This window comes from Kiritimatiella glycovorans, assembly GCF_001017655.1.
Classification (GTDB): domain Bacteria; phylum Verrucomicrobiota; class Kiritimatiellia; order Kiritimatiellales; family Kiritimatiellaceae; genus Kiritimatiella; species Kiritimatiella glycovorans.
Genome location: NZ_CP010904.1, coordinates 1,898,797 through 1,924,516, shown reverse-complemented (window position 1 = coordinate 1,924,516; position 25,720 = coordinate 1,898,797). Strand labels below are relative to the sequence as shown.

Here is a 25,720-nt window from a genome sequence, read left to right as displayed (position 1 = left end):
CGGCGCGCCGCAAAAAACGAAAGGAACACTTCCATGGCAGGGATCTTCAAGGCCTACGACGTACGGGGCATCTACGGCGACACGCTCACCGACGACACGGCCTATAGGATCGGCCGCGCCTTCGCCACGTACCTGAAACCCCGGAAGGTCGTGGTCGGCTACGATATGCGCCCGCACTCGAAGGCGCTGTTCGACAAGCTGACGCTCGGCCTCCGCCAGCAGGGCGTGGATGTGATCGATATCGGTCTCGTCTCAACCCCGATGTGTTACTACGCCAACGGGGAACTCGGCGCCGACGGCAGCGTCATTATCACCGCCTCCCACAATTCGCAGGAATGGAACGGATTCAAGATGTGCCGGCACGCCGCGATACCGCTGAGCGGACCCGAGGGCATCGAGGATATCGAGCGCATTGTAAACGAAGACGCCTATGACGATCCCGCCGCGGAGATGGGCGCACTCAGCACCCATGACGTGAAGGCCGATTATATCGCGGCCATTCGTGAATACGCGGATGTGAAGAAACCGCTAAAAGTGGCCGTCGATTACGCGAACGCCATGGGGATCGCCGAAGGTGACGTACTCGAGGGACTGTTCGAAATCGTCCCCCTCTTCAAGGAGTACGACGGCCGTTTCCCGAACCACGAGGCGAACCCGCTCAAGCTCGAAACCATGGAGCCCCTGCAGGCGAAAGTGCGCGAAGAGGGGTGCGATTTCGGGATCGCCTTCGACGGCGATGCCGACCGTGCGGGGTTTGTGGATGAACACGGCGACGTGGTGTCGATGGACAAGATCACCGCGCTGATCGCCGAATCGCTGCTCAAGCGCAAGGGCGGCGGCGTGATTTTCTATGACCTGCGCAGCAGCAAGGCGGTCAAGGAAATCATCGAGGAATCCGGCGGGGAGGCGCGCATGTCGCGCGTCGGCCACGCCTTCATCAAAAACCAGATGCGCGAGGCGGACGCGCTGTTCGCGGGCGAACTGTCCGGCCACTACTACTTCCGCGAAAATTACTTCGCCGAATGCTCCTCGCTCGCCGCGATCCATATCGCCAACCTCATCGCCGATACCGGAAAGACGCTCTCACAGCTTATCGAACCGGTGTCCCGCTACTGCGCCAGCGGTGAAATCAATTCCCGCGTCGGCGATCCCGACGAGGTGCTGGAACGGCTGCGCGCCGAGTACGGTACCGGCAAGGTCATCGAACTCGACGGGCTCTCCTTCGAGTTCGATGATTTCTGGTTCAACGTGCGCAAGTCGAACACCGAACCGCTCGTGCGACTCAATCTGGAAGCCCGCACGGCGGAGATGATGGAACAGAAACGCGACGAGGTCCTCGCACGTATCCGCGCGTGAACCAAGGCCCTGTTCATTCCCATCTGCAGTTCGGGACGGTGACGGCCGACCCGCCGGTGTTCCTCGCGCCGATGGCGGGCTACACCGATCCGGTTTTCCGCGCAATCTGCCGCGAATACGGCGCGGGGGCGGTCGTCTCCGAACTCGCCAGCGCCGAGGGGTTCGTGCGCGGGTCCGGGGGCACGGCGCGCATCCTGGAAACGTTCGGCGAGGTCCACCCCGCGGCGGCGCAGATGTTCGGCGCCGAGGCACACAGCGTCGCGCGGGCCGCGGCCGAAGTCGAGAGGTCCGGGGCGTTCGACTGGATCGACCTCAATTGCGGCTGTCCGGCGCGGAAGATTGCGGGGCAGGGCGCGGGCGCCGGTCTGCTGCGCGACGTCGCGGGGCTGCGGCGCTATGTCGAGACCGTGCGCGCTTCCGTCCGGGGTACGCTCAGCGTTAAGACCCGCATCGGCTACTGCGAACAGGACGATCCCGCAGCCGTGGCGTGTGCGGCAGAGGAGGGCGGGGCGGACCTGCTGATCGTGCACGGACGGCCGGCGACGAAACGGCATGCGGGGCCCGTCCATCTTGACCGCATCGCGAAGATGAAGGCGGCGGTGCGGATCCCGGTGGTCGGCAACGGCGGCATCGCGGGCAGGGAGGATGCGGAGCGCATGATCCGGGAGACCGGGGTCGACGGGGTGATGATCGGCCAGGCGGCGATCGGTCGTCCCTGGATTTTCCGCGAACTGCTCCCAAACCGTGAACCGCCGGTTTCAACCGGGGAGCGGTGCGCCGTGATCGAGCGTCACCTGCGCGGTTTGCGGGACCTGTACGTGCGCAGCGGTCTGGATCGCGACCGCGCGGAGCGTAAGGCCTGTTCCGCGGGACGGGCGCATCTCGCCGGGTACCTGCGCGGAATACGCGGCCGCCGCGAGCTGATGCGGAGGATTCAGGGGGTGCGGCGCGTGGGAGAGATGCTCGAAGAAGTCAGACGTACCGTGGATTGAACGTCTATGCGTGGTCCCCTTCGGGCGGGGTCTCCTCAAGGAGTTGCCTGATGCGCGATCGGGGCACCGTCTCCTCCTCGAGCAGTGTCTGGGCGAGCGCATCCAGACGGGCGCGGTTTCGGCGGAGCAGGTCCACGGCGCGCTCCTCCATTTCGCTCACGATCCGGCGCACCTCGTCGTCGACCCGTTTCGCGGTCTCTTCGCTGTACTCTTTCTGCTGGGTGATCTCGCGGCCGAGAAAGACGTTCGACTGTTCACCGCCGAGGGTCATCGGCCCGATTTTCTTACTCATGCCCCAGCGGCAGACCATGTGGCGGGCGATGCGGGTGACCTGGTCGAGATCGGACGCCGCCCCGTTCGAGGTGTCGCCGAAAACCACTTCTTCGGCGGCGCGTCCGCCCAGCGCTGAGCAGATCCGGTCGAGCAGGTAGTCTTTCACATACTGGTGGCGCTCGATTTCCGGCGACTGCTCGGTAACCCCCAGCGCCCGGCCGCGGGGGATGATGGTGACCTTTTCCAGCGGGTCGGTATGCTCGAGCAGCTCGGCGAGCAGCGCATGGCCGCTCTCATGCCAGGCGATGCGTCTCTTCTCCTCCTCTTCCAGCGTCTCCTCGCGCCGGGCGCCGAGCATGAGCTTGTCGCGCGCGTCCTCGAAGTCCTCCGTGGTCACCTGCTTGCGTTCTCGGCGGCCCGCCATCAGGGCGGCCTCGTTGACGAGGTTCCGCAGGTCGGCCCCGGAAAAGCCCACCGTGCGCGCGGCGACGTTACTGAGATCGACTTCCTCCGCCAGCGGTACCTCGCGGGCGTGGATGCCGAGGATCTTCTCCCGTGCCTCGCGCGCCGGGGGTTCCAGGACGATCCGGCGGTCGAAACGGCCGGGTCGCGTCAGGGCCGGGTCGAGCACGTCCGGCCGGTTGGTCGCGGAGATCACGACCACGGACTCATGCGGCTCGAATCCGTCCATCTCCGAGAGGATCTGGTTCAGCGTCTGTTCGCGCTCGTCGTGTCCGCCGCCGAGCCCGGTGCCGCGCGACCGTCCGATCGAGTCGATCTCGTCGATGAAGATAATCGCCGGTGCGCTGTCCTTGGCCTGCTTGAACATGTTACGCACGCGTGAGGCGCCCACACCGACGAACATTTCGATGAATTCAGAGCCGCTGATGCTGAAAAAAGGCACTTCCGCCTCGCCGGCCGTCGCCCGCGCCAGCAGGGTTTTGCCGGTCCCGGGCGGGCCTGTGAGCAGTACGCCCTTGGGGATGTGCGCGCCGAGCGCGGTGAACTTTCCCGGGTCTTTCAGGTAGTCGACGATCTCACGCAGATCGCGTTTGGCGTTTTCGTTGCCTGCCACGTCGTCGTACCGGTCGCGGCACATCGACTTCTGCACGCGGCGCGCTTTGGACTGGCCGATATTGAACAGGCCCGCGGGACCTCCCCCGGCGCCCCCTCCGCCCATCTGCCGGCGCATCTTCCGGCCGGCGTAGACGAAATAGCCGATCAGCAGCAGCCAGGGAAGCATCAGCAGCAGCATGCCGATCCATTCCTGCTGCTTCACGGCCTTCGCCTCGATTCCCACGCCCTTTTCTTCAAGAAGCGGGATCAGGTCGGGGTCTTCCACGGGCGGGCGGGTGGTCCGGAAGCGCCCGAAGCCCTCTTTTGTCCGTTCGGTGTCGGCCTGTTCGGGAGCCGGGGGGTGGTACGGCGACTCGAATTCGCCCCGGATTTCGGGTCCTTGAAGGGTGACGCGTTCCACGTTGCCTGTGCGCACCTGCTGCTTGAACACGGTGTAGGAAACAGGAACCCGTTCCGCCCGGCGGGCCATCATCCGCTGAAAAACGGACGTGACCGCCCAGATGAGCAGAAAGGCCAGAATCCAGCGCCAGAGCCCTAAGTTGCCGACACCGGACGGTGCAGGAGGGGATGGGTCCTGGTTGTCCTGCTTTTTTCGTCTGTGCTGCTCTTTCTGTTCTGCCATACCCGGGCAGGGTACCGGATGACTCTGCTTATGTCCACCCGCTCCCCGCCCGCACGGCCATGAACTACATCCTACCGCTCCATCCGCTTCTCTGTTACCGTGACGGCTCATGGATCAACTTGTGCGGAGGACCACGTAATGAACGGTAACACGGAACTCAGATACATCGTCACCGGTGGAGCGGGCTTCATCGGCTCCAACCTGGTGCGGGCGCTGAACGAACGCGGCGAGACGAACATCCTGATCGTCGACCGGCTGGGCAGCGGCCTGAAGTGGCGGAATCTCAACGGACTCGAATTCGAGGATTTCATCGACAAGGATGCCTTCCTCGAGACCCTGCCCGATATCCCCTGGATGGGGCTGGAGGCGGTGTATCACCTGGGCGCCTGCTCCTCCACCACGGAGGCCGACGCGGACTACCTGATGCGCAACAACTACGCGTACACCCGTCAGCTGTGCGAGGCCTGTCTGCGCGCGGGGACCCGCTTCGTCTACGCGTCCAGCGCGGCCACCTATGGCGACGGATCGCGCGGTTACTCCGACCGCCACGAGAGCACGCCGGCCTATCGCCCGCTCAATATGTACGGTTATTCAAAGCACCGCTTCGATCTATGGGCCCTGCGCCACGAAGCGCTCGATCGCGTGGCCGGCATCAAATACTTCAACGTCTACGGCCCCGGCGAGGCCCACAAGGGCGATATGCGCTCGATGATCCACAAGGCGTGGGGGCAGGTGCGCGAACGGGGCGAGGTGCGGCTCTTCCGGTCCCACCGTTCGGAATACGCGGACGGGGAGCAGGTGCGCGATTTCGTGCATGTCGGCGATGCGGTGGATCTCACGCTCTGGCTCGGCGATCATCCGGAGATCAACGGCCTCTATAACTGCGGTACCGGACGGGCTCGGAGCTGGAACGACCTCGCGCGCGCGGTGTTCGAGTCCATGGGGCGTAAACCGCATATCCGCTATATCGACATGCCCGAATCGATCCGGCCGAATTACCAGTATTACACGGAGGCGGACCTGACCAAGCTGCGCGAAGCGGGATACCGGCAGGCGTTCACAGCGCTGGAGGACGGGATCCGCAGCTACGTGCGGGACCATCTTGAGTCCGCCGGTGCGGAGTAGGGACACGGCTCATGAAGCTCACGTTTCTGGGGACGGGGACTTCGCACGGGATCCCGATGATCGGCTGCCACTGTCCGGTCTGCAGCTCGAAGGACCCGAGAAACCGCCGGCGGAGGTGCAGTCTCCACGTGGAGGCGGGCGACCTCTCTATGCTCTTCGACACGCCGCCGGATCTGCGCGAGCAGGCCCTGAGCTGCGGGGTGGAGCGCGTGGATGCCGTCTTCATCACCCACGCGCACGCCGATCACATATTCGGTTTCGACGACCTGCGCCGCTACAGCCAGATGCAGCGCCGGCGCCTTCCCGTCCACGCTTCGGCCGAAACGCTTCGCCTGCTGGAGAGAAGATTCGAGTATGTGCATTCGGAAGGCCATTCGTTCGGCGCCGTGCCCTGGGTCGATTTCCGGCCGATGGATGCTCCCGTCCGGCTGTCCGCCGGATCGGGCGAGGCCGTAGTGCGCCCGCTCCCGGTCCTGCACGGCCCGGCACAGATCTACGGGTACCGGATCGACGCGGACCGCGCGGCGGTCGCCTATATCCCGGACTGCAGCGGCATCCCGGACGCAACCGCGGCGCTGCTGGACGATCTGGACGTCCTGATCCTCGACACCCTGCGCCCGGAGCCGCATCCCACGCACTTCGGGCTGGAGCAGAGTCTCGCCGCCGCGCGCCGTCTCCGGCCGCGGGTGTTCTGCCCGACCCACATCACGCACCATTTCGATCACGACGAGCTGCAGTCGCGGCTCCCGGAGTGGGGGGTCGTGCCCTGCGACGGCATGGAGGTCGAGCTGCCCTTTACCTGAATCCCCGGACCCGGCAGCGGGGACGGAATAATCGCGGGGAGACCTCTTCTCCTGTTGATCTGAACCGGTCTCCGCTTCATCATTCCGCGCATGGTTTCCTGGCTTCAATTTCCGGCGGTCCTCGCGGCCGCGTTTGTGCTGACCGCGGCCGTCGTGGTGCGGGCGGGCGTGCGACTCAGCCTGTACGGCGACGCGCTCAGCGAACGCACGAAAATCGGCGCCGGGCTGATCGGGCTGATTTTTCTCGCGGCGGTGACGAGTCTTCCCGAACTGGCGGTGTCCGTGGCCTCCGTCGTGCGGGCGGGCTTCAATGCGCAGGGACTTGCCGGCGCCGACCGCGTACGGGCCCTTTCCGCCGGGGCCGACCTCGCGACGGGAAATATGCTCGGCTCCAACGTGTTCAACCTGATGATCCTGGTCGTGCTCGACGCGATCCGGCGCAGTGAACCTGTCCTTGCCCGCGTCAACCCGCGCCACCTGAGGTCGGCCTTTTCGGGACTGATCCTGCTGGGGCTGTTTGCCGCCGCGTTCGCGTTCGACCGGAGAAACGGTCTCGCGATCCCGCTGCTCGGCACGGGATGGCTTATACCGCTGCTTCCGCTCGCGTACGTATACATGGTTCGCGGCTACCAGCGGCGCGAGCCGCCCCGGCCGCCCGAAATGAAGGCGGTCGAGTCGCGCCTGATCGGAATGCCGGCCGCCGCGTTTTATGGCCGACTGCTGGCGCTGGCGCTGGTGATCGTCCTCGGCGGCGCCGTGCTCTCGGCGCTGGCGGACCGCATGGCCCTTCCGCCGGAGCTGGGCGGCTTCGGTCTGAAACAGAGTTTCATCGGTACGCTTTTTCTCGCGATCGCCACCAGCCTCCCCGAGCTGGTGGTGTGCGCCGCCGCGGTGCGCTACGGTTTCGTGGATATGGCTGTGGGCAACGTGCTCGGAAGCAATATGTTCAACCTGCTGATCCTTTTCGTCGCCGATATCGCGCTGCGGGGCGAGGCGCTGCTCTATTACGCGGCAGGCGATCACTGGCTGACCGCGCTCGAAGTATTGCTCCTTACCCTCCTGCTCATCGCCGCCGTCCGCCGCCCCGGCCGCCGCACCTTCCTCCGGCTGGGTATCTATTCGTGGTTGATGCTCGTGGTCTACGTGGTGTTCGCGGGGATGCTTTATTGAGTGTGAATGCTGAAACCTGAGACCTGAGTAAAATTCAGGTAGAACCCGTTTTACTCAGGTCTCAGGTCTCAGGTTTCGCACTCAAACTCTTCCTCCTCCTCCACCACCCGGTACTCGACCATCCGCTCTCCCTCGAAAATAAACCGGCCGGAGAATCTGCGTCCGGCGAGGAGGTGGGGGAACCAGACGGGGTCGTCGGCCCACATCCGCTCAAAGGGCAGGGCGTCGGTCTCGCACCAGAGCGGGATCGCCTCGTCCGTCTCCACAGGCGTGCCCTCGAAATCCGCGGCTCGATAGACGTGGCCGCGGATTGAAAAGCCGTCGACGAACTGAAACTGAAGCAGGCCGGCGTAATCCACGTTCAGAGGACGGATGCGCAGTTCTTCTTCAACTTCACGCAGCGCACATTCTTCCGGAGTCTCGCCGGGTTCGATGCGTCCGCCGGGTCCGTTGATCTTGCCGGCGCCGAATCCGCGCTTTTTGTGAATCAGGAGGATCCGCCCGCCGCGGATGACGAACAGCAGGGTCGCGTCCTCCACCGGCGTCCAGTGTTCCCAGTCAATGTCCTGCAGCGTCATCATGGTCGTAGGCCTGCCGTTCGTGCCCCGGCGCGGGATCCTTAATCCGGCTTGCGGGCTTGGTTCGATTTCTGCGCGACGCGTTCCCGCAGCCATGCCAGCAGCTCTTCGCGCGAGGCCGCCTCGCCCTCAAGCTGACGCTCGAAGGCCTCGTCCAGCAGCTCCCCGATCCCCGGACCCGGTTCCAGTCCCATCGCGATCAGGTCGCGTCCGTTGACCCAGGGTTCGGGGAGTACCGGTTCGCGGCTGATCTTTTCGCGCAGATCCATCACGCGCCGGTAGCAGCTCATGTCTCCATGACTCCCCTCGCAGTCGAGCCGGTGCAGTTCGAGTTCCAGCGGAAAGACCGGCTCCGCCATCCAGCGGCGCAGTTTCGACTCGCGCATCTCTTCGACATGCATGAAACGCATGTGACGATCAATGGCGGTGACCACGTTCCGGATGCGCTTCGCGGGCATTTTCAGCCGGCGCATGACCGCCTCGGCCATGTCCGCGCTTATCCGGGCGTGGCGGTCGAAACGAAGCCGCGGTCTTCCGTCGGGCCACTGCGAATGGACGCAGGCGGGCGGCTTGCCGACGTCGTGCAGCAGTAGGGCCCAGGCGAGTTCGGCCCGGTCGACCCCCGGCTCTTTCACACCGGCTCCCATCCGGTCCAGCATGAGACAGGTATGGGTAAACACGTCGCCCTCCGGGTGAAACTCAGGAGGCTGCTCCTGGCCGACCATGGGGACCGCCTCGGGGATCACCTCGGCGAGCAGCCCGGTATCCAGCAGGGTGCACAGGGCCCGGCCGGGGCGCGGCGATTCGGTCAGGGTGCGGGTCAGCTCGATTTCGATCCGCTCGGCGCTGATGCGGTCGATCCGCCCCGCCAGCGCTCGAATGGCTTCACGCGTCCGCGTTTCGATCTCGAATTCCAGCGTCGCGGCGAAGCGGACGGCGCGCAGCATGCGCAGGTGATCTTCGCCGAACCGCTCCCCGGGGTCTCCGATCGCCCGGACCAGGCCGCGTGCAAGGTCTTCGCGTCCGCCCACGTAATCGATAACCCTGTCCGCGACCGGGTCGTAGAAGAGGCCGTTAATCGTAAAATCGCGCCGCTGCGCATCCTCTTCCGGCGTCGTCGGCGTGACGGAGCCCGGCCGTCGGCCGTCCTCGTACTGGTCTTCGCTGCGGAACGTCGTGACCTCGATCTGGATGTCGTCTTCGACCACGGCGATCACGCCGAACGATTTGCCGACGGCCACTGTGCGCGAGAAAAGTTCCTCCACGCGCGAGGGGAGGGCGTCCGTGGCCACGTCGTAGTCCTTGGCTTCGCGGCCGAGCAGGCGGTCGCGCACGGAGCCGCCCGCGAACCAGGCCTTATGACCCGCCTCGCGCAGCGTCGCGAGCACGCGCAACGCCGTCTCATAAGCAGGATGTGTCGGCTCGTTCATGGGTTCACCGGTCACGCGGCCTCGTACTCGATTTCCTGGAGTCGGCCGGCAGGATCGTGCCTTTGGCGCTCCGGGTACTCTTACGAATTGTAATGGACGCAGATACGATCCTTTCTCTACCTGTAGGCGTCGCGCCGATTATCGACTGAGAGCATGAAAATAACGCGTTCAGCCTGGTCAACCATGAAGAACAGCCGGTACTTGCCGATGCGATACCGCCAGGTGGCGGGATCGTATCCTTTGAGTTTTTTGATATTGGGGCCGAGGAAGGGGTTCTGGCGAAGCTGGGGGTAGACATGCTCCGTCAGCTTTCTCTCGACAAACCGGTTTGCATCGGGGGGGAGCTTGCCAAGCTTCTTCTGGAATTCCCCGGTCTCGAATATCCGGAAATCAGACAAACCGCCCTCGACCGGCCTTGGCATCCTTGATTCCGCGCTTCAGACTGCGGTTCAGATCGACGTTCGCTTCAATTTCCTCCATTTCGAACTCGTCCACGAACTGCTCTGTCTCGATATAGCGCGACGCCGCAGTCTCGATGAAGTTCGAGAGGGGCCGATTTTCACGCTGGGCCAGGGTGCGGAACCGCTCGTAGGTCGATTCGGGCAGTCTCAGGGTTACCGTCTTTGACATCGCAAACCTCGCATCTTTTGTATATATATCGAATACATTAGAATACGAGCGCTCGTCAACCGTATATTAGGAAAGAATCTTCCCGGGATAAAATGTTGAACACCGGAGCCCGAGCGTTCATCATCAATATGATACCAAGGAGGTAGCTTATGAAACACATGCCGCTTTTACTGATGATCCTCGCGGCGGCGGCCGGTCACGCTCAGCCGCAGGTGCCGTTCGAGGCGGAGGGCTCTGTGACGCGCCGCGACGGCGAACGGGCGGTACGGGTCGAGATCACCATACCTGATGGACATGTCTTATACGCGAAGGAGTTCGCGGTTCGGGAGAGGGGCGGCGCGGCGCTCAAGCCGCTGGAGGCCCCCGACCCGGTCATGGCTGAGGACCCGTTCACGGGCGAGCGGAAGCGCGTGTACAAGGAGTCCTTCAGCCTGACGGTTCCGTATCCGGGGAGCGGCGCTCTGGAGGTGGATCTGTTCGGCTGTAATGACAAAGTGTGTTTCCCGCCGGTCACCGTCGATCTCGCACTGGAGGGCGGGGCAGATCCCGCCGGGGCGCCGGCGGAGGCGGGGGCGGATGACGGAAGCCCGTGGCGCGCAGCGCTCGAACAGTTTCGCGAACGGGAGCGCGCGGTGGGCTACATGAAACCGGATCCGTTTCTTGAATTCCTGCGCGAAGAAGGGGCGCTGGCGGAAGAGGAAAAGGGGGCCTGGGGGACGTTTCTTTCCTCGCCGCGGTCGTTCTTCGAGACGTTCGGCTGGGGATGGACGCTGGTGTTGATCCTGGTCGGGGGGGCGGCGCTGAATCTCACCCCGTGCGTGCTGCCGGTGATCCCGGTCAATCTCGCCATCATCGGTGCGGGCGCCCGGGCGGGTTCCAGGCTGCAGGGATTTCTGCTCGGCGGAACCTACGGGCTGGGGATCGCCCTGGTCTACGGCGCACTCGGGTTGCTGGTGGTGCTGACCGGTTCGCAGTTCGGCACGTTGAACGCTTCGCCCGTGTTCAATGTCGCGATCGCCGTGCTCTTCCTGGTGCTGGCCCTGGCGATGTTCGATGTGTTCACCATCGATCTCTCGCGTTTTCAGAAAAGCGGGCCGGCGGCGGGCGGACGCCACGGCGCGGCGCGCTATTTCGCCGCCCTCGGCATGGGGGCCGTGGCCGCGCTGCTCGCGGGGGCGTGTGTGGCCCCGGTCGTGCTGGCGGTGCTGCTGCTGGCCGGCGATCTTTATGCGGGCGGGATCGGAATCGGCCTGTTCCTCCCGTTCGCGCTCGGACTCGGTATGGCGCTGCCCTGGCCGTTTGCGGGCGCCGGCCTCTCGTTCCTTCCGAAACCGGGGGGATGGATGACCGTGGTGCGCAACCTGTTCGGCGTCCTGATCCTCGGGCTGGCGCTCTACTACGGGTACACGGGGTACCGGTTATGGCAGCAGCGTGCATCGTCGCTGGCGGCGGCGGAGACGGGTGCGGAAGCCGCACCGGCCGCGGAGAACCGCGCCCTGGCTGAACAACTCAGGACGGCCCTGCGCGGGGGTCGTCCGGTCCTGATCGATTTCTGGGCTACGTGGTGCAAGAACTGCACGGCGATGGAGGAGACGACGTTCAAAGAGGAGCGCGTGGAAGAGGCGCTCCGGAGGTTCGAGATGATCCGTTACCAGGCGGAGGACCCCTCGGCGCCGGCCACGAAGGCGGTGCTGGACGAGCTGGACGTCAAGGGGCTGCCGACGTACGTGATACTCGAACCGCGCTGAGGGGCGTCGATCTCAAAAAGAGTCCTGCTGATGATCGTATTCCCGATGAACCGCTACGACCTGCGCCAGGCCGGGCTGTTGCTGCTGGCCTCTGTTCTGTGTGCCGTGGTGTCGAACGCGGTACGCAGCGAACCGCTTTCTCCGGTGCGGGACGAAGGACCGGTGGACCGCCGCGCCCTGGACGCGGGTCTCGACGTCGTCGGCGTCGAAGAGGTGCAACGTTGGATCGGCCGCGACGGGGTCACGTTCGTGGATGTCCGTCCATGTGAGGACGGGCGCCGCGGGCACCTTCCCGGCGCGGTTCCGGTTCCCCGGCAGCCGGAAGGGAAACTCGCGTTATGCGCCTCCGGAGACCGGCTGGTGTTTTACTGCTCGGGGTCGCGGTGCGAAGATGCCCTGCGTGCCGCGCTGGACTTTCGCGCTTCCGGCTGTACCCGTGTCGCGGTTTTCGCGGGGGGCATGGAGGCGTGGGCGGAGCGGGGAGGGGAGGCGAAGAGGATGCCCGGAGCCGGGGATGAAGAAGATTAAGAGGATGCCGGAGGGAACAGGCGCGGCAGGTCGGATGGCGGTCCTGGTCGCGTGGATCATGGCGACGCTCTTTCTTTACTCGGGGGTGGTGAAGATTGCGGACCCTCCGGCCTTTGCGCGCGCCCTTTTCCGGTACCGGCTCCTGCCGGATGCGGCGGTCAACCCCGCCGCGCTCTGGATTCCCTGGATCGAAGTCCTCGCCGGCGGCGCTCTATTTTTTTCTCACACCCGGCGCGCCGGGCTGTTCCTGCTGCTCGGTCTCATGACGGTGTTCACCGCGGCCGTCACCGTCCTGCTCGTGCGCGGCAAATCGATCCCCTGCGGGTGTTTCGATCCCACGGGCGGGATGGAGACCGGATGGGTGCTGCTGATCCGCAACGCGGCGATCATGATCGTGCTGGCGGGCCTGTTCTTTCGGGGGGAGCGCCGAACCCGTGCGTGAAGGTAGGGACGGACCTCCGGGCCGTCCGGAAGAGCGGCGCGCTCGGAGATCACGCCCTACCCAAGAGACGCAGGCCGAACCCATGCGTGAAGGTAGGGATTCTGCTGGACCGCAGAAGGCCGTCCGCAAAACTCCTTTGGTGAACCGCTGCCGGGGCGCTCTACTTGGTCACCCTCGCGCTGCCGTCACCGGCGGTCAGCACCCGCACGCGTTCGCCGGGCGAGAACTGGACGTCGGCCTCCTGAACGACCGTCACGTTTCTGCCCGAGTCGAGTTCGACGGTAATTTCCAGCCCCTTCTTTTTCGTGAGCTGCTGCTCGGCCGCCGCGCCTGCGGCCGCGCCGCCGACGGCACCCGCTGCCGTGGCCAGATCGCGTCCGCCGCCCGAACCGATATTGCGTCCGAGCGCGCCACCGAGTACGCCGCCGGCAATGGCGCCCACGGGCGTGCGGCTGCCTTCAATCGTCACCGGCCGGACCGCTTTGACCGTGCCCTCTTCCACCTGATGGATCTGCCGCGCCTGATCGCGCGAATAAACCTGCCCGGAACGGCTGGAGACAAAGCAGCCGCTCGTGAATGCGAGTACGGCCGCAAGTCCCGCGGAAACGATCACTGACTTCTTCATGCTGCCCTCCGTGGGGTTTTGGGTTGCTGGGTTGCTGGGTTGTTGGGTTGCTGGGTTGTTGGGTTGTTGGGTTGTTGGGTTGTTGGGTTGTTGGCTGCTATTATGCGATTGTGCCGCATTAAATCAACCGCGAATCAGAGATGGCATCCCCCGCCGTGTTTTTCCGTGTACTGCTGATGATATTCCTCGGCGCGGTAGAAGGGTCCCGCCGGCTCGATCTGCGTGACGATGTCCCGACGCGTATTACGATCCTCCTTCTGAAGCGAGCGTTGCGCTTCACGTTCCTGCTCGGGGGAATGGGTGAAGATGGCCGACCGGTACTGGGAACCGACGTCCGCGCCCTGCCGGTTGAGGGTGGTGGGATTGTGAATCCTCCAGAACACGTCGAGCAGATCGCGGTAACGGACCCGGGAGGAGTCGTACCACACCCTGACCGCCTCGGCATGGCCGGTATCGCCGCGACAGACGTCGCGATAGGACGGGTTCTCCGTGTGCCCCCCGGTATAGCCCACCTCCGTATCGACGACGCCCGGAATCCTGCGGAATTCGGCCTCCACGCCCCAGAAACACCCCGCGGCGAATGTGGCGATCGGATTTTCTGCCCGGTTCATCGTATCCTCCTCGATCCTTTTTTCCTGTGGGGATGAGCCGGTCAGAAGAAACAGGCACGCAAGCAGAAGCAGCACGACCGGGGCCACCATCGGATGGATGTTTTTTGCGCTCATGATCTGTTCTCACTTCGACCCCGCGTACCGGGCCGGGGTTCGTTTTTTTTATCATTTGTCTCTTGATTCATACTCATAATAAGAATAAATCCTAATCAGTACAAGTTCGAAACACTCGGAACGGGGCAGGATGACGGCAGGTACGGAAAAACGGGAGCGGGGGATCCAGCGGTTGCGCGAACACTGCCGCCGGACCGGATGGAGGCTGACGCCTCAGCGCGAGGCGGTCTATCGCGCAGTTGCCGCCTCGGACAGCCATCCGGATGCGGACACGCTCTACCGGCAGGTCAGGCGCGGTATGCCCGGCCTGTCGCGGGATACGGTTTACCGGGTGCTTGCCAATCTTGAACAGCGCGGGCTCGTGCAGCGGATCGATACCCCGGACAGCCGGTACCGATTCGATGCCGCAGTCGCTCCGCACGGTCATTTCGTGTGTGAACAGTGCGGATGTATCCTGGATGTGCCGGACGTCGGGGCCCCCGACATGAAGTCCGTCCCGGACGGGGTCGGCGAGGTGCATTCGGGAAGGGTGGTTTGGAGCGGCCTGTGCCGCGGTTGTGCGGACGCAGGCCGGACAGGTGAAGCAAGAAAAAGGCAATGAGCCGAAGGAGGAAGAGAGAATGGACGGAGATATGTACACGATGCCGACGCTGGGCGAGCGGTTTCCCGCACTGAGCGTGAACACGACGCAGGGGATGATGCATCTGCCCGATGACCTGGAGGGAGAATGGTTTGTGCTGTTCAGTCATCCCGCGGATTTCACGCCGGTATGCACCACGGAATTCGTGGCTTTTCAGAAGCGGATCGACCGGTTCCGCGAGATGAATTGCCGCCTGATCGGGATGTCCGTCGACCAGGTCTTTTCGCACATCAAGTGGGTGCAGTGGATTAAAGAGAAGCTGAACGTGGAGATCGAGTTTCCCGTAGTGGCCGCCACCGAGGACATCGCCCTGCGGCTGGGGATGATGCATCCCGGCAAGGGCGCCAACACGGTAAGGGCCGTATTCGTGGTCGACGGCGAAGGCATGGTGCGCACGATCCTCTACTATCCCCAGGAGGTGGGCCGCAATATCGACGAGATCGTCCGAACGGTCCGCGCCCTGCAGACCTCGGATGCGCAGGGAGCCCTGCCCGCCAACTGGCCGGACAACGAGTTGATCGGTGATCGCGTGATCGTGCCGCCCGCCAAGGATGTCAAGTCGGCGGAAGAAAACGCCGGCCAGTTCGAGCATTACGACTGGTGGTTCTGCCACAAGCCGCTGCAGGACTGAATCCGGTCCAGCTTCAGAGACCTCGCGCTTCTGCGATGACGAGGTTAAGGCGCCAGATCGTCATCAGAAGCGCGAGTTCCATGGTCTCTTCGAAGCAGGGCAGCAGGTAGGCCTTGAAGCCTTCGTACCAGATGGCGGCCTCCAGCATTTCCGCTCCGGACACAAAGATGAAAAGCGCCCACGTGAGGGTGAGCATGCGCCTCGCCCTGCGGCGCGGTCCGCAGTTGGGAAGATGGCGGATGAGGCGGCGGTAGACGAGGGAGAGGAAAACGAGGGCGGTAAGGGCGAGGGGGATGTAGATCAGCACCCACGTGAATCCCATGCCGTAGAGCGGCGTATTGCGGCCGAGCCCCGCATCGACTTCCAGGCGATAGCCGAGGTATTCGTGGATCGCGAGGATTTCATCCGCCGAAAGGAACAGCATCACCACTGCGCAGAAGCGCAGATACTCGCGCGATGCACGCTTCAGGCCGGTCTCCGGGGAACGGCCGATCAGGTACCAGCCCGCCCCCGCCGCGATGAAGAGCAGACTCTGGAACCAGGTGCCGATGGTGCGTTCCTCGCGCAGTTCGAGCCGTTCGAGCAGGAAGCGCAGCCATTCCGGCGCGTCGGTGGACTGCGCGAAGGCACTGAGAAAGGTCAGCGCCGCGAAGAGGGCCGAGACGGCCAGGGCGGGCACGAACAGTGCGCGCATCAGTTCACGAACTTTCATCCGGCTCCCCTTTCAGCTCCCTGCGGAGCGTAATCCGTTCCAGGGTCAGTTCCCAGGCGAACATGAACAGCAGCGCCGCCGCCCACAGCTTGGCGAGATCTTCGAAGCAGATTCGCCAGAGCAGCATCCGGGGAACGAACAGGTCGGTCAGCATCATGATTCCGAACGCGCCGACGGCCCCGACGAAGCAGTGTACCGCGCGCCGCGGCCACTTCGCCACGTCGGCCAGCAGCAGCACCAGTGCGGCTTCGGCCAGCGCCGCCGATCCGAACCAGAAGATCTCATGAATGCCTGTGATCCAGGCGAAATGCTCATGGGCCATCAGCCGGTCGTCCAGCGCCAGGAACGCGAAGAGGTAACACTGTCCGAGCGCGAAAAGTGCCCGGCGGTCCCGGCGGCCGCTGCGGGGCGTCGCCGACCACTGGAAGAGGAACAGGAGGGAGGCCGCGCCCAGAAAGAACGTGCTCAAGCTGGTATTGATCGCGTAGTAGGGCACCGGCCCCTTGATGTCGGTCATGAAATGATAGACCGTCTCGAACGACGTGAATTTCTCGACGGCGAAAAGTGCGACCGTATACATTATCAGCGCGCCGAATCCGATTCTGTGCAAATGGTTCATGCCGATCCGATCGTACGGGGTTTGCGGCGCACCTCTATCACCGGAGCGCAACATCCGGACAGCATTAAACATGAATCGCGACGAGACGACAAGATCCGCCGAAGCGGGGAGTGGGCGCGGCTGCTGGCACATCTGGCGCGCGCCGCTGGACTGCGGGACTCCGCTCAACGGGCTTCGGGAACCGTTGTCGGAGGATGAGCGCGGGCGACTCGACCGCCTGCGCGTGCCCGCCGTACGCCGTGCGGCCGCCTGTTCCCGCTTCCGGTTGCGCACCGTGCTCGGGGAGATTCTCGACCGCGCACCGGCGTCATTCCGGTTCAAATACGGCCCGGACGGGAAGCCCTGCCTCGCAGGGGAGGAGGTCTATTTCAACCTCTCCCATTCGAGCCGATGGTGGGTGATGATCGCGAGTTTCCGTGATCCGGTGGGGATCGATATTGAAAGGGTGCGGCCGGAACTCGATACGGATCGTCTTGGACGACGCCTGTTCGGTCCGGAGGCCGGGGGCGGAGCGTGGTCCGGGCGGGCGTTCTTCGAGTGGTGGGTGCGTTGGGAGGCCCTGACCAAGGCGCGGGGACGCGGGCTGTGGGCCAACCGCCCGGGCGATCCCTCCGCGATCATGAAGGCATTCCACGGGCCGGATGCCGGGGGCGCCTTATGGTGGTGTCGCACACTGGCCGGTTCGCCGGGCTATGCCCTGGCCGTCGCGGGAAAGTCGGAGGGAGAGGTGCCGGATATCGTGGAACATCCTTTCCCGGAAGAAAGCGCAGCCCGCGATTTTTAGTTTTTTGGGGTTTGTTCGGCAGGCTTTTCATCCTATTTTCAGGCTGAGTGAGTTTTTGTAAGGACGCGGGGGGCCGCATGTCGCGGACGCATCCCGCTTTGAGGGGGGCATCCATGTACCGGGAACGAATCGAGGTCGAGACGTCGGGTGAGGGAGACATGCACGATCTCACCCCCGAGGTAAAGCGGATTGCCGGGAATTCGGGTGTCCGGGAAGGTCTGATCCATATCTTCAACATCGGGAGCACGGCCTCGGTGGGTACCGTCGAGTTCGAGCCCGGACTGCAGGAGGATCTCCCGGCGGTCTGGAAAAGGCTGGTCCCGCCCTCGCGCCATTACGGGCACGAGCGCGCCTGGCACGACGGCAACGGTCATTCACACCTCCAGGCGACGATGCAGGGCCCGTCGCTCACGGTGCCCCTTTCCGGCGGGGTCCCCGAACTCGGAACCTGGCAGCAGATTTTTCATCTGGAGTGCGACGTCAAACCCCGCCGCCGAACGGTGGTGATCACGGTGAGCGGGGATGAATGATGCTTGAGACGATCCGCATATGGACGGTGATCCTGCTGCTGATCGACGGATCCCTGGGGGTGCTGATGTCGGATCGCTGGCAGGAGAGGATCCCCATGATCCGCCTTGCGCGCATGGGGTGGATCGAAATCGCGGCGGCGATGGTGCTGCTGCTGATTCATATCCGGGTGACGGCATGAACGTTCTGATGACGGGCGGCAGCGGACTGATCGGGAGTGCGGTGACACGCGCCCTGCGTTCACGCGGCGACCGCGTCATGCTCATGAGCCATCGCGCTGGAAGCGGCGACCTCACCTGGTCGCCGGAAGAGGGGGCCGGTCCGGGCCGCTGGCCGGAGGCGGACGCCGTGGTACATTTCGCGGGCACCCCTGTGGCGGGGCGATGGACGAAGAACCGGAGGCGGAGCATCCGGGACAGCCGTGTCAACGGCGCGCGCCTGCTGGCCGCGGCCGTGGCGGAGGGCTCCCTGAAGACCTCCCGTATCGTGTCGGCCTCCGCCGTCGGATATTACGGCGACCGGGGCGACGAGGAACTGGATGAGTCCGCGCCGCCCGGAGAAGGCTTTCTTGCGACCGTCTGCCAAGAGTGGGAAGACGCCTGGGCGCCCGCCGAAGACGCCGGCGTCGCCGTGGCCCGCATGCGCTTCGGCATCGTGCTCTCGGGACGGGGAGGGGCCCTGCCGCCGATGCTGCGGGCGGCCCGGTTCGGCCTTCCCGTCCGCCTCGGCTCCGGGAGCCAGTTCATGAGCTGGATCGGGCTGGCGGACGCCGTGCGCGCCGCCCTCTGGCTGCTCGACCACCCTGAAGTCGGGCCGGTGGTGAACGCCGCGGCCCCGAACCCCGTTCGAAACACGGAGTGGGCGGAACGGCTCAGGGAACGCACCGGCGGCCCCTTTGTCACCTCGGCGCCCGCCCCGCTGCTGAAACTTGCGGCCGGCGACATGGCCAGGGAAATGCTCCTCGCGAGCGTGCGGGCCGTACCGAAGACGCTGGAAGACGGGGGGTTCACGTTCGGCACCCCCGGACTGGCGGAAGCGCTGGATGCCGATGAATGAGCCGGACGTCATTGTGCACGAGACGCGTATCGAGCTGGTGCGGGAGATCGCCGAAGGTGCGATGAGCGCCGTCTACGAGGGGTTTCAATGCGGCGGCGAGGGGTTCCGCAAGCGCGTCGCCGTCAAGAGGCTGCGCCCGGCGCACGAGGGCGATGAGCGTATGATGCGCCTTTTCCTCGAAGAGGCCCGACTGGTGTGCGACCTCGTCCATGAAAATATCGTCCAGATCTATCACTTCGACCGGCTGGACAACGGCGACTATTTCATGGTGATGGAATACGTGCACGGTCTGTCGCTGCGCGACTGGATGGCCTGTCTGCGTACGGAAGAAGAGCGGATTCCGGAAGATCTGGCCGTCCACACCGCAAGCCGAGTCGCCAGGGGATTGGCCTACGCCCATGAGTTCCGCGACCGCCGCGGCAGAGAGCTGGACATCGTCCATCGCGATGTCTGCCCGCGGAATATCCTGGTCAGTTCCGAAGGGCTGGCGAAACTCACGGACTTCGGCATCGCCAAGGCCAGTTCGAACAGCGTCATGGGCGACAACTGGATCACGGGGAAGGTCCCCTACATGTCGCCCGAGCAGGCCGCCTGCCATCCCCTCGATTTCCGCTCCGACCAGTATTCGCTCGGCGCGGTACTCTTCGAGATGCTTTCCGGTTTTACCGTGCGGCCCGGGAACATGACCCCCGCGCGCGACGATTTTCTGCGGGTGGAGCCGCCCTGGAACCGTCTTCCTCCCGGTACGCCGGCGGCGCTGGAGTCGATCCTGCGGCGCCTCCTCGCCCCGGACCCGGAACATCGCTACGCGCGGACGGCCGATGCGGCGCGCGCCCTCGAGGAGTTTATTTACGCCGACGGCTACGGCCCGACCATTCAGACCGTGGAGGCTCACCTGCGGGAGCAGGTTCCGGATCTGTACAGGCCCGTCGAGGATGCTCCCCCGAAAAAAACCGTAACGCGCCGTATCGGGGAATGGAATCTTCCCACCCGGGCCGAGGAACGTTGAACCCGAAAAGGGCGGTCGTATCGGACCGGTCAGGATTCCGGGTCGGAGGGGACGTCCACGCGGAAGCGCGTGCCCTTCGCCGTTTCCTCCCAGGAGACCGACCCTCCGTGCGCACGGACCAGGGACTGAACGATGGCGAGACCGAGTCCCTGCCCGCCGGTTTTCCCGCGTGTGACGAACGGGTCGAACAGGTGCTGGCGCAGTTCTTCCGGAATGCCCCCGGCCTCGTCTTCAACCCGGATGGTGTAGCCCCATGCGCGTTTGCGGGCATTGATTTTCACTGCGGTTCCGGAAGGCGAAGCCTGCAGTGAATTGGAGACCAGATTCTGAACCGCACGCCTCAGCTTGCGCTCATCGCCGCGCACTTCGACTTCGGGCGCCTCCACGTCCAGCGTCACTCCGCACTGCTCCGCCCGGCTGCGGTAAGTCTCCGCCACCGAATCAAGGAACGGTTTCAGCCGGAAGGATGTAACCGTCAGCCGGTGTTCACCGCGCGCGAAGTCCATGAGATCCTCGATCATGCTGTGAATCCGCTCGGAATTTTCGACAATCGTTTGACCGTAATATTCGTTTTCCCCGCCGTCCGCGGATCTGAGCAGGCATTCCGCCGCCATGGAGATTGCGGCGAGGGGGTTGCGCAGATCGTGCGCGATCATGTTGAGCGTCCGCCCCATCATAGCCAGCCGCTCCTCGCGGATACGCTCCCTGAGGTAATAATCGTTGGCCGTGCGCAATTTGCGGGTCAGGTGGGTCATGAGGTCGAGGGCCGTCGCGGCGGACGATTTGCGGACGGCGTCGAGGACGCATTCCCGGTCCAGGACCCCGACGCAGGAAGACACGATAACGGCGGCCCGGGCGCTGCGGGGGGCGCCGTCGAACACGCCGAACTCCCCGAAATACTCTCCGGGTCCCACCTCGGCCAGGATCCACGCCCGCCCGTTTTGGTCCTGCTTGGAGAGGTGAATATGGCCCGAAAAGAGGAGATATAATTCCGTCGCGACCTCTCCGTCCTCGAAAAGGGTGGTGCCTTCCCTGAGATTGCGGACGCGCATGGCGTGGGCCAGCTCCTCCCGGCGCGGCGCTTCAAATAGGTCGAAAAAAGGGTGGCTCTGCTGCATATGCTCCCGTAACCCCGCAGGTTGAACTGTTTTTCCCTTGGCGTGGCTGAGTGGATTGAATACATTATGAGCCGAATCTGCAATTGCATTTTTCGGGACAGCGTGTACGGTCGAGTCAAACTGAGGAGGGTACGATGAAATTGTGGCGAGCAGGAATGGTTCTACTGGCGGTGGCCCTGGCGGGGTTCACGGTCGAAGCGGCTGAGGTCATCGGGTATGTTTCCAAAATGCAGGGCGAGGCGGAGGCGATCAGCGACGGCGGGACCGCGCGCGAACTCAGGCCGCAGTCGAACGTCAATCTCGGCGATAAGATCAAAACCGGGCGCAATGCGAAACTGCTGATCATCCTCAGGGACGGTACTGAGTACCGGCAGGGCATGAACAGTGTGTCGGTGCTGGATGAATATGTCTTCAAGCCCGCGAAGCCGGAAGCCAACAAGTTCCGGGCGAAACTCGATCAGGGATACTTCCGCGTAAAGACGGGCCGGATTCCGGAACTGAACCGGGACGGGTTCACGCTGAAGACGCCGCGGTCCGTAATTGCCATCCGCGGTTCGCACGTCGGGGTGAATGTACTGGACGGCTTCGATCATATCTTTCCGTTCGAACTCTCGCCCGGTCACGAAATGCTCGTGAACGGAAGACCGCTGCTTCAGGGTAACGGTCTTCAGGTCGATGACGGCGGAGGCACGGATCCGCTCGAGGGCGATGAATTTGACGCGCAGGGGGACGAAAACCGGCAGCGCACCGACCCGGGCGGCGGTGGCGGACGGCCTCCGGAAACTCCCTTCCCGCAGCAGGGATTCCCCGATATCACGAATGACGATGAGACCCAGGACGAAGACGACGTTACGCCTTCCTGATCGGGGAAAGACCATTCACGGAACCGAGCGACGGCGTCCTTCACGGGCGCCGTCGTTTTTTTTAACCGGAGCCAGCGAGTGAGACGCATACGTCCATGGTGGGCCGGCCTGGCGGCTCTGGGGATCGGACTGGCGGTCATGATCTGGAACCCGGCCGCGCTCCGGGCGTGGGACCGCCTCGGGTGCGACCTGCTTTTCCGGCTGACGGCCCGCCCGGAGTGGACCGGTGGTGTCGTGGTCGTGGACATCGACGAAGAGGCGCTCGGGAAGTACGGGCAGTGGCCCTGGCCGCGCACCCGGCTGGCCAGGCTGGCGGATCGGTTGAACGCCGCCGGTGCGGCGGCGGTGGGGTGGGACGTGCTGTTTCTCGACGAGGAACGCAAGGAGGACACGTCCGGAAGTCCGCGTGAACTGCACGAGGCCCTGGCGGGGGGGCGGCACGTACTGGGCTGTTTTCTGGATTTCGCGCCGCCGCCGGGAGCGGAAGCCTCTCTCCCCGAGGGGTACGTGGGGCGCTACGTCCTGAGGGGCGGGGCCCGGGTCGAACCCGTCCCGCACGCTCCGCTGGTCCGTTACCCGGTGCCTTCCCTGGTCGGTAAGGCCGCCGGGGTGGGATTCGTCAACGCCTTTTCCGGAGAAGACGGGGTGTTGCGGCGCGTGCCGCTGCTGGCCGCGGATCGCGGGCAGCGCCTTTATCCCGCTCTGACTCTCGAGATGCTGCGCGTCGCGTTCGACGCGCCGAACGGGGTGCTGGAGAGTCGCGGGGATACCGGCCGCCTGCGCGGGATTCGGCTCGGTTCCGCTTTTTTTCCCACCGACCGGGAGGGTGTGGTCGGCGTCTTTTTCCGCTCCGTTCCCCCGCCGACCGTCCCGGTGGAACGCCTGCTGGCGGGTGAACTGCCGAATGAGATGCTCGAGGGTCGGATCGTCCTGATCGGCAGCAGCGCGGCGGGGCTTTTCGACCGCGTAGCCACGCCGGTACGCGGGGAGATACCCGGGGTCGAGGTCCACGCCAACGTGCTCGACAACCTTCTCGCCGGCGACGGCGTATTCCCGCTTCCGGGGGGGCGCAGAACCACGGCTGCGGCCACCGCCCTCCTGGGGCTGCTCTGGCTGATTCCCGTCGCGCGCTGGCGGATGCGCTGGGCTGTTCTGCTCGTGGTCGCGGTCTTCCCGGCCGTGACTGTCGCGGCCTGGGTGCTGCTCACCCGGTTCGGAATGATCGCCCATCCCGCCCCGATGATCTCGACCTGGGCGCTGCTGTTTGCCGCCGTCTTCGTCGTCCGCTACCGCAACGAGGAAGTCGAGCGCCGGCGGCTGCGCTCCATGTTCGGGCGCATGGTCTCCGAGTCGGTGTTGCGCTACCTCGACGAACACCCCGAAAACCTGTCCCTGCAGGGCGTGCGCACGGAGGCCACCGTGTTCTTTTCGGACGCCGCGAATTTCACGTCGATCGCCGAATCGCTCGAACCGGAACAGGTCGCCGAAATCCTCAACCGCTACTTCACCCGCGCCACCGAAGTCGTCACCGAATCGGGCGGCTACGTCGATAAATTCGAGGGCGATGCAATGATGGCGGTGTGGAACGTCCCGTACGCCACGCCCGATCACGCCCTGCGCGCCTGCGAGTCGGCCCTGCGGCAGCAGGGCGTGATCGACGAACTGCGCGACGAATTCCGCCGTGATTACGGGATCGACTGGCATGTGCGTATGGGTATCAATACCGGTCCGGTCGTCGCCGGCAACATGGGGTCGGAAACCCATTTCGAGTACACCGTGCTCGGCGACGCGGTAAACCAGGCGTCGAGATACGAACCGTTGAATAAAAAATACGGAACCCGTATTATCATCGGCGAGGAGACCAATCGGCGCGTGTCCCGCGTGCTGGAGACCCGGTTCATAGACCGGGTCACCGTGCGGGGCCGGAGCGAACCGGTGGAGATTTATGAGTTAGTGAGCCCGCAGCCCGGCGGCCGGAAAGCGGAAATCAGCAACGGCAATCCAGCACTATGAATATAACGTTTTACGGCGTGCGCGGGGTGTATCCGCGCGAGGACCAGATGAACTGCGCGCTGGTCGAGGTGTCCGGTGGACGTTTTTTCGTCGACCTCGGGTCGCCGCGGATCTTCGACGATGCCTCGTTGATCCATGAAGTCGACCACGTGCTGATCACCCACCTCCACCCCGACCACATCGCCATGCTGGGCAGCTACATCATCGGCCGCATCTCCATGCACGCCGCAGGCGAGACGGGCTCGAGCCGCTGTACGTTCGTCGCCCCCGAATCGATCCGCGACTACATGGTCTTTTCCGAACTCGGCGCGATCGAGAGCTACGACCAGACCTCGGAGGTGCCGGAGATGTGGATGGGCGCATCGCTGTCGGCCGTGGTGACCAACCACCCCAAGCTCACCTATGCCTACCGGATTGAGGACGGCGGCCGTTCAGCGGTCTTCTCCGGAGACACCTCCTACTCGAAGGCTCTCGCGGAATTCTGCGCCGGCGCGGATCTCGTCGTACTGGAGTCTTCGTTTCGTGAGGAACACCGCGAGCTGGCCGAGGAGTGGGGCCATATGTGCCCCTCGCTGACCGCGCAGCTCGTCCGCGAGGCCCGGCCGCGCAAGCTGGTGCTCAACCACTTTGTGGAGATGTCCGGCGAGGAATACCGGCAGGAAGTTCTCTCGCGGCTCGACGAACCCATCCCGATCGAGATCGCCCGCGAAGGCCGGACGTTTCAGGTGTGAGGCGCGGTTACGGTCCCGGCCGCAACTTCCCCGGTGTTTTTGGATCGCGGACGGCCAGGGCGCATGCTGCAGGTGCCGCAGGAAGTAGAAGAGCGCCGCGAGCACCGTGATCGTGGCCGTCTCCGGCGTCTGACCCGTCAGTTCGGAAAGGGTCTCGACCCCGGCCTCGCCCCGGGAGATCGCGCCGATAACGACAAAGATCGCGGCGAGCACCGCCGCCGTGCGCCAGCGCAGCATCCGATTCTTTTTCAGCACCAAACATTCCGCCGTCGTGCCGGGCACGAAGTCGGGATGTTTGCTGCTGAAAGAGCCTGTGGGGAGCCTGCTGAAGACAGGAAGAAGTCGAGCGTCCCGGCGTGCCGGCCGAAGCTCCGCAGGAGCGCAGGCTGGCGGAGACTCCTTCCGCTCGTGCGAACCTCCGTCCTGGGCGATGAGTAGGCCATAACCGGGACCGCGTTTCAAGGTCGTTGTCCTGGTCGAGCGTGGGGACGTGTACACGGCCCCACGCTCGACGCTATCGCGGCTCGCGGTACGTGTCCCGGTCGTCGCGTCGCTGGTGTTGTCCTACCCCGCAGGAACCGTTCCCCGGTCCTGGCGTGGTCGGTGATGCCCTACCCGCACCCGCCGCGCCAACGTTCCCGTTGGTCACGTTGTCACGGCGGCTGCTACCCCGCTCCGCTCCACGCCGTCCGCGTCCGGCAGGGATCGTGCCGCCGGAGGCGTCACGCTCCCTGCTTGGCCGCTCCCGTCGTTCCGCTCCGCTTCCCCCCTCGCTACGGGCTTGCTCATGCCGCGTGCTTGTCCTCGAAGACTCGGACGGCACGCGGCCTGCCAAGCCCTCCGCTCGTCCCGTCAGTCGCAGGCTCCGCCACTCTGCCGTTGCCGGGCCGTC

The 25,720-nt window shown here is 64.6% G+C and carries 28 protein-coding genes; 18 read left to right on the top strand and 10 right to left on the bottom strand.

Going from position 1 to position 25,720, the window contains the following annotated elements:
* The first annotated feature begins 33 nt into the window (after nt 1-33).
* Together L21SP4_RS08035 and L21SP4_RS08030 are read left to right on the top strand one after the other, a co-directional pair.
* Nucleotides 34-1,356, top strand: a complete 1,323-nt coding sequence (locus L21SP4_RS08035; protein ID WP_052882169.1) for a phosphomannomutase/phosphoglucomutase — start codon at nt 34-36, stop codon at nt 1,354-1,356.
* Entirely contained in the window at nt 1,353-2,348 is a 996-nt protein-coding gene (locus tag L21SP4_RS08030; RefSeq protein ID WP_052882168.1) for a tRNA dihydrouridine synthase, read from the top strand. Before L21SP4_RS08035 ends, L21SP4_RS08030 begins: the two co-directional genes overlap by 4 nt.
* A 4-nt stretch (nt 2,349-2,352) precedes the next feature.
* Here L21SP4_RS08030 and ftsH read toward each other — a convergent pair whose 3' ends face one another.
* A complete protein-coding gene (gene ftsH, locus L21SP4_RS08025; RefSeq protein ID WP_082116634.1) occupies nt 2,353-4,320 on the bottom strand; it encodes an ATP-dependent zinc metalloprotease FtsH in 1,968 nt (655 codons plus the stop codon).
* Between the two features lie 138 nt (nt 4,321-4,458).
* On the opposite strand from ftsH, the gene rfaD reads away from it, so the two are divergent.
* The 3 genes from rfaD to L21SP4_RS08010 all read left to right on the top strand — a co-directional run bounded on the left by rfaD (nt 4,459) and on the right by L21SP4_RS08010 (nt 7,418).
* The gene (rfaD, locus tag L21SP4_RS08020) at nt 4,459-5,445 is read left to right on the top strand and encodes an ADP-glyceromanno-heptose 6-epimerase (protein ID WP_052882167.1); all 987 of its coding nucleotides are present in this window, start codon (nt 4,459-4,461) and stop codon (nt 5,443-5,445) included.
* A gap of 11 nt (nt 5,446-5,456) precedes the next feature.
* Complete coding sequence (locus L21SP4_RS08015) at nt 5,457-6,248, top strand: MBL fold metallo-hydrolase (RefSeq protein ID WP_052882166.1); 792 nt, start codon at nt 5,457-5,459, stop codon at nt 6,246-6,248.
* 90 nt (nt 6,249-6,338) lie between these two features.
* Nucleotides 6,339-7,418, top strand: coding sequence for a sodium:calcium antiporter (locus L21SP4_RS08010; protein WP_052882165.1), 1,080 nt, complete (start codon nt 6,339-6,341; stop codon nt 7,416-7,418).
* A 68-nt stretch (nt 7,419-7,486) separates the two neighbouring features.
* Here the strand turns inward: L21SP4_RS08010 and L21SP4_RS08005 are convergent, their stop codons facing one another.
* The 4 genes from L21SP4_RS08005 to L21SP4_RS07990 form a co-directional block, all read right to left on the bottom strand.
* Nucleotides 7,487-7,999 (bottom strand): 8-oxo-dGTP diphosphatase, encoded by a 513-nt coding sequence (locus L21SP4_RS08005; protein ID WP_052882164.1) that lies wholly within the window; start codon nt 7,997-7,999, stop codon nt 7,487-7,489.
* A 38-nt stretch (nt 8,000-8,037) separates the two neighbouring features.
* The gene (locus L21SP4_RS08000; protein WP_052882163.1) at nt 8,038-9,426 is read right to left on the bottom strand and encodes a CCA tRNA nucleotidyltransferase; all 1,389 of its coding nucleotides are present in this window, start codon (nt 9,424-9,426) and stop codon (nt 8,038-8,040) included.
* Between the two features lie 116 nt (nt 9,427-9,542).
* Nucleotides 9,543-9,848, bottom strand: coding sequence for a type II toxin-antitoxin system RelE family toxin (locus tag L21SP4_RS07995; RefSeq protein ID WP_052882162.1), 306 nt, complete (start codon nt 9,846-9,848; stop codon nt 9,543-9,545).
* Nucleotides 9,817-10,056, bottom strand: coding sequence for a CopG family ribbon-helix-helix protein (locus L21SP4_RS07990; RefSeq protein WP_052882161.1), 240 nt, complete (start codon nt 10,054-10,056; stop codon nt 9,817-9,819). Before L21SP4_RS07990 ends, L21SP4_RS07995 begins: the two co-directional genes overlap by 32 nt.
* Before the next feature lie 149 nt (nt 10,057-10,205).
* Here L21SP4_RS07990 and L21SP4_RS07985 point away from each other — a divergent pair, with 149 nt between their 5' ends.
* From L21SP4_RS07985 to L21SP4_RS07975, 3 genes are read left to right on the top strand one after another with little or no spacing between them, the layout of a single operon-like run.
* On the top strand, nt 10,206-11,804 hold the full coding sequence (locus L21SP4_RS07985) for a protein-disulfide reductase DsbD family protein (RefSeq protein WP_052882160.1): 1,599 nt from the start codon (nt 10,206-10,208) through the stop codon (nt 11,802-11,804).
* A gap of 30 nt (nt 11,805-11,834) precedes the next feature.
* Nucleotides 11,835-12,332: a rhodanese-like domain-containing protein gene (locus tag L21SP4_RS07980; protein ID WP_052882159.1), complete on the top strand. Its 498-nt coding sequence runs from the start codon at nt 11,835-11,837 to the stop codon at nt 12,330-12,332.
* On the top strand, nt 12,319-12,774 hold the full coding sequence (locus L21SP4_RS07975) for a MauE/DoxX family redox-associated membrane protein (RefSeq protein ID WP_160300751.1): 456 nt from the start codon (nt 12,319-12,321) through the stop codon (nt 12,772-12,774). Before L21SP4_RS07980 ends, L21SP4_RS07975 begins: the two co-directional genes overlap by 14 nt.
* Nucleotides 12,775-12,934: 160 nt before the next feature.
* On the opposite strand, the gene L21SP4_RS07970 is transcribed toward L21SP4_RS07975, so the two are convergent.
* Both L21SP4_RS07970 and msrA read right to left on the bottom strand, forming a co-directional pair.
* Nucleotides 12,935-13,399, bottom strand: a complete 465-nt coding sequence (locus tag L21SP4_RS07970; RefSeq protein ID WP_052882157.1) for an outer membrane lipoprotein — start codon at nt 13,397-13,399, stop codon at nt 12,935-12,937.
* A 134-nt stretch (nt 13,400-13,533) separates the two neighbouring features.
* On the bottom strand, nt 13,534-14,010 hold the full coding sequence (gene msrA, locus L21SP4_RS07965; protein WP_052882996.1) for a peptide-methionine (S)-S-oxide reductase MsrA: 477 nt from the start codon (nt 14,008-14,010) through the stop codon (nt 13,534-13,536).
* 244 nt (nt 14,011-14,254) lie between these two features.
* Between msrA and L21SP4_RS07960 the strand changes: the two genes are divergently transcribed.
* Complete coding sequence (locus L21SP4_RS07960; RefSeq protein WP_052882156.1) at nt 14,255-14,725, top strand: Fur family transcriptional regulator; 471 nt, start codon at nt 14,255-14,257, stop codon at nt 14,723-14,725.
* A gap of 19 nt (nt 14,726-14,744) precedes the next feature.
* Nucleotides 14,745-15,395 carry a peroxiredoxin gene (locus L21SP4_RS07955; protein ID WP_052882155.1) on the top strand — a complete coding sequence of 217 codons (651 nt, stop codon included), beginning with the start codon at nt 14,745-14,747 and terminating at the stop codon, nt 15,393-15,395.
* Between the two features lie 13 nt (nt 15,396-15,408).
* On the opposite strand, the gene L21SP4_RS07950 is transcribed toward L21SP4_RS07955, so the two are convergent.
* Together L21SP4_RS07950 and L21SP4_RS07945 are read right to left on the bottom strand one after the other, a co-directional pair.
* A complete protein-coding gene (locus tag L21SP4_RS07950) occupies nt 15,409-16,107 on the bottom strand; it encodes a hypothetical protein (RefSeq protein WP_052882154.1) in 699 nt (232 codons plus the stop codon).
* Entirely contained in the window at nt 16,094-16,726 is a 633-nt protein-coding gene (locus L21SP4_RS07945) for a hypothetical protein (RefSeq protein WP_144413803.1), read from the bottom strand. The genes L21SP4_RS07950 and L21SP4_RS07945 overlap by 14 nt, the downstream gene beginning before the upstream one ends.
* A 70-nt stretch (nt 16,727-16,796) precedes the next feature.
* Between L21SP4_RS07945 and L21SP4_RS07940 the strand changes: the two genes are divergently transcribed.
* The 5 genes from L21SP4_RS07940 (at nt 16,797) to L21SP4_RS07920 (ending at nt 20,103) form a co-directional block, all read left to right on the top strand.
* The gene (locus tag L21SP4_RS07940) at nt 16,797-17,510 is read left to right on the top strand and encodes a 4'-phosphopantetheinyl transferase family protein (RefSeq protein ID WP_052882152.1); all 714 of its coding nucleotides are present in this window, start codon (nt 16,797-16,799) and stop codon (nt 17,508-17,510) included.
* Between the two features lie 113 nt (nt 17,511-17,623).
* A complete protein-coding gene (locus L21SP4_RS07935) occupies nt 17,624-18,040 on the top strand; it encodes a secondary thiamine-phosphate synthase enzyme YjbQ (protein ID WP_052882151.1) in 417 nt (138 codons plus the stop codon).
* Nucleotides 18,037-18,219, top strand: coding sequence for a hypothetical protein (locus L21SP4_RS13105; protein ID WP_160300749.1), 183 nt, complete (start codon nt 18,037-18,039; stop codon nt 18,217-18,219). Before L21SP4_RS07935 ends, L21SP4_RS13105 begins: the two co-directional genes overlap by 4 nt.
* Nucleotides 18,216-19,094, top strand: coding sequence for a TIGR01777 family oxidoreductase (locus L21SP4_RS07925; protein ID WP_052882149.1), 879 nt, complete (start codon nt 18,216-18,218; stop codon nt 19,092-19,094). Before L21SP4_RS13105 ends, L21SP4_RS07925 begins: the two co-directional genes overlap by 4 nt.
* Nucleotides 19,081-20,103: a serine/threonine-protein kinase gene (locus L21SP4_RS07920; protein WP_052882148.1), complete on the top strand. Its 1,023-nt coding sequence runs from the start codon at nt 19,081-19,083 to the stop codon at nt 20,101-20,103. The genes L21SP4_RS07925 and L21SP4_RS07920 overlap by 14 nt, the downstream gene beginning before the upstream one ends.
* 29 nt (nt 20,104-20,132) lie before the next feature.
* Here the strand turns inward: L21SP4_RS07920 and L21SP4_RS07915 are convergent, their stop codons facing one another.
* Entirely contained in the window at nt 20,133-21,221 is a 1,089-nt protein-coding gene (locus L21SP4_RS07915) for an ATP-binding protein (protein ID WP_052882147.1), read from the bottom strand.
* A gap of 134 nt (nt 21,222-21,355) precedes the next feature.
* Between L21SP4_RS07915 and L21SP4_RS07910 the strand changes: the two genes are divergently transcribed.
* The 3 genes from L21SP4_RS07910 (at nt 21,356) to L21SP4_RS07900 (ending at nt 24,828) form a co-directional block, all read left to right on the top strand.
* Complete coding sequence (locus L21SP4_RS07910; protein WP_082116630.1) at nt 21,356-22,084, top strand: FecR family protein; 729 nt, start codon at nt 21,356-21,358, stop codon at nt 22,082-22,084.
* A 78-nt stretch (nt 22,085-22,162) separates the two neighbouring features.
* Nucleotides 22,163-24,097, top strand: a complete 1,935-nt coding sequence (locus L21SP4_RS07905) for a CHASE2 domain-containing protein (RefSeq protein ID WP_052882145.1) — start codon at nt 22,163-22,165, stop codon at nt 24,095-24,097.
* Nucleotides 24,094-24,828 (top strand): MBL fold metallo-hydrolase, encoded by a 735-nt coding sequence (locus tag L21SP4_RS07900; protein WP_052882144.1) that lies wholly within the window; start codon nt 24,094-24,096, stop codon nt 24,826-24,828. The genes L21SP4_RS07905 and L21SP4_RS07900 overlap by 4 nt, the downstream gene beginning before the upstream one ends.
* The last annotated feature ends 892 nt before the right edge of the window (nt 24,829-25,720 follow it).

Coding starts and splice junctions, on each gene's coding strand:
- L21SP4_RS08010 (WP_052882165.1), top strand. CDS start 6,339: ATGGTTTCCTGGCTTCAATTTCCGGCGGTCCTCGCGGCCGCGTTTGTG.
- L21SP4_RS08015 (WP_052882166.1), top strand. CDS start 5,457: ATGAAGCTCACGTTTCTGGGGACGGGGACTTCGCACGGGATCCCGATG.
- L21SP4_RS07940 (WP_052882152.1), top strand. CDS start 16,797: ATGAATCGCGACGAGACGACAAGATCCGCCGAAGCGGGGAGTGGGCGC.
- ftsH (WP_082116634.1), bottom strand. CDS start 4,320: ATGGCAGAACAGAAAGAGCAGCACAGACGAAAAAAGCAGGACAACCAG.
- L21SP4_RS07970 (WP_052882157.1), bottom strand. CDS start 13,399: ATGAAGAAGTCAGTGATCGTTTCCGCGGGACTTGCGGCCGTACTCGCA.
- L21SP4_RS07955 (WP_052882155.1), top strand. CDS start 14,745: ATGGACGGAGATATGTACACGATGCCGACGCTGGGCGAGCGGTTTCCC.
- L21SP4_RS07960 (WP_052882156.1), top strand. CDS start 14,255: ATGACGGCAGGTACGGAAAAACGGGAGCGGGGGATCCAGCGGTTGCGC.
- L21SP4_RS07980 (WP_052882159.1), top strand. CDS start 11,835: ATGATCGTATTCCCGATGAACCGCTACGACCTGCGCCAGGCCGGGCTG.
- L21SP4_RS07925 (WP_052882149.1), top strand. CDS start 18,216: ATGAACGTTCTGATGACGGGCGGCAGCGGACTGATCGGGAGTGCGGTG.
- L21SP4_RS13105 (WP_160300749.1), top strand. CDS start 18,037: ATGATGCTTGAGACGATCCGCATATGGACGGTGATCCTGCTGCTGATC.
- rfaD (WP_052882167.1), top strand. CDS start 4,459: ATGAACGGTAACACGGAACTCAGATACATCGTCACCGGTGGAGCGGGC.
- L21SP4_RS07915 (WP_052882147.1), bottom strand. CDS start 21,221: ATGCAGCAGAGCCACCCTTTTTTCGACCTATTTGAAGCGCCGCGCCGG.
- L21SP4_RS08000 (WP_052882163.1), bottom strand. CDS start 9,426: ATGAACGAGCCGACACATCCTGCTTATGAGACGGCGTTGCGCGTGCTC.
- L21SP4_RS07945 (WP_144413803.1), bottom strand. CDS start 16,726: ATGAACCATTTGCACAGAATCGGATTCGGCGCGCTGATAATGTATACG.
- L21SP4_RS07985 (WP_052882160.1), top strand. CDS start 10,206: ATGAAACACATGCCGCTTTTACTGATGATCCTCGCGGCGGCGGCCGGT.
- L21SP4_RS08005 (WP_052882164.1), bottom strand. CDS start 7,999: ATGATGACGCTGCAGGACATTGACTGGGAACACTGGACGCCGGTGGAG.
- L21SP4_RS08035 (WP_052882169.1), top strand. CDS start 34: ATGGCAGGGATCTTCAAGGCCTACGACGTACGGGGCATCTACGGCGAC.
- L21SP4_RS07975 (WP_160300751.1), top strand. CDS start 12,319: ATGAAGAAGATTAAGAGGATGCCGGAGGGAACAGGCGCGGCAGGTCGG.
- L21SP4_RS07910 (WP_082116630.1), top strand. CDS start 21,356: ATGAAATTGTGGCGAGCAGGAATGGTTCTACTGGCGGTGGCCCTGGCG.
- L21SP4_RS07900 (WP_052882144.1), top strand. CDS start 24,094: ATGAATATAACGTTTTACGGCGTGCGCGGGGTGTATCCGCGCGAGGAC.
- msrA (WP_052882996.1), bottom strand. CDS start 14,010: ATGAACCGGGCAGAAAATCCGATCGCCACATTCGCCGCGGGGTGTTTC.
- L21SP4_RS07935 (WP_052882151.1), top strand. CDS start 17,624: ATGTACCGGGAACGAATCGAGGTCGAGACGTCGGGTGAGGGAGACATG.
- L21SP4_RS07990 (WP_052882161.1), bottom strand. CDS start 10,056: ATGTCAAAGACGGTAACCCTGAGACTGCCCGAATCGACCTACGAGCGG.
- L21SP4_RS07995 (WP_052882162.1), bottom strand. CDS start 9,848: ATGCCAAGGCCGGTCGAGGGCGGTTTGTCTGATTTCCGGATATTCGAG.
- L21SP4_RS07950 (WP_052882154.1), bottom strand. CDS start 16,107: ATGAAAGTTCGTGAACTGATGCGCGCACTGTTCGTGCCCGCCCTGGCC.
- L21SP4_RS07920 (WP_052882148.1), top strand. CDS start 19,081: ATGCCGATGAATGAGCCGGACGTCATTGTGCACGAGACGCGTATCGAG.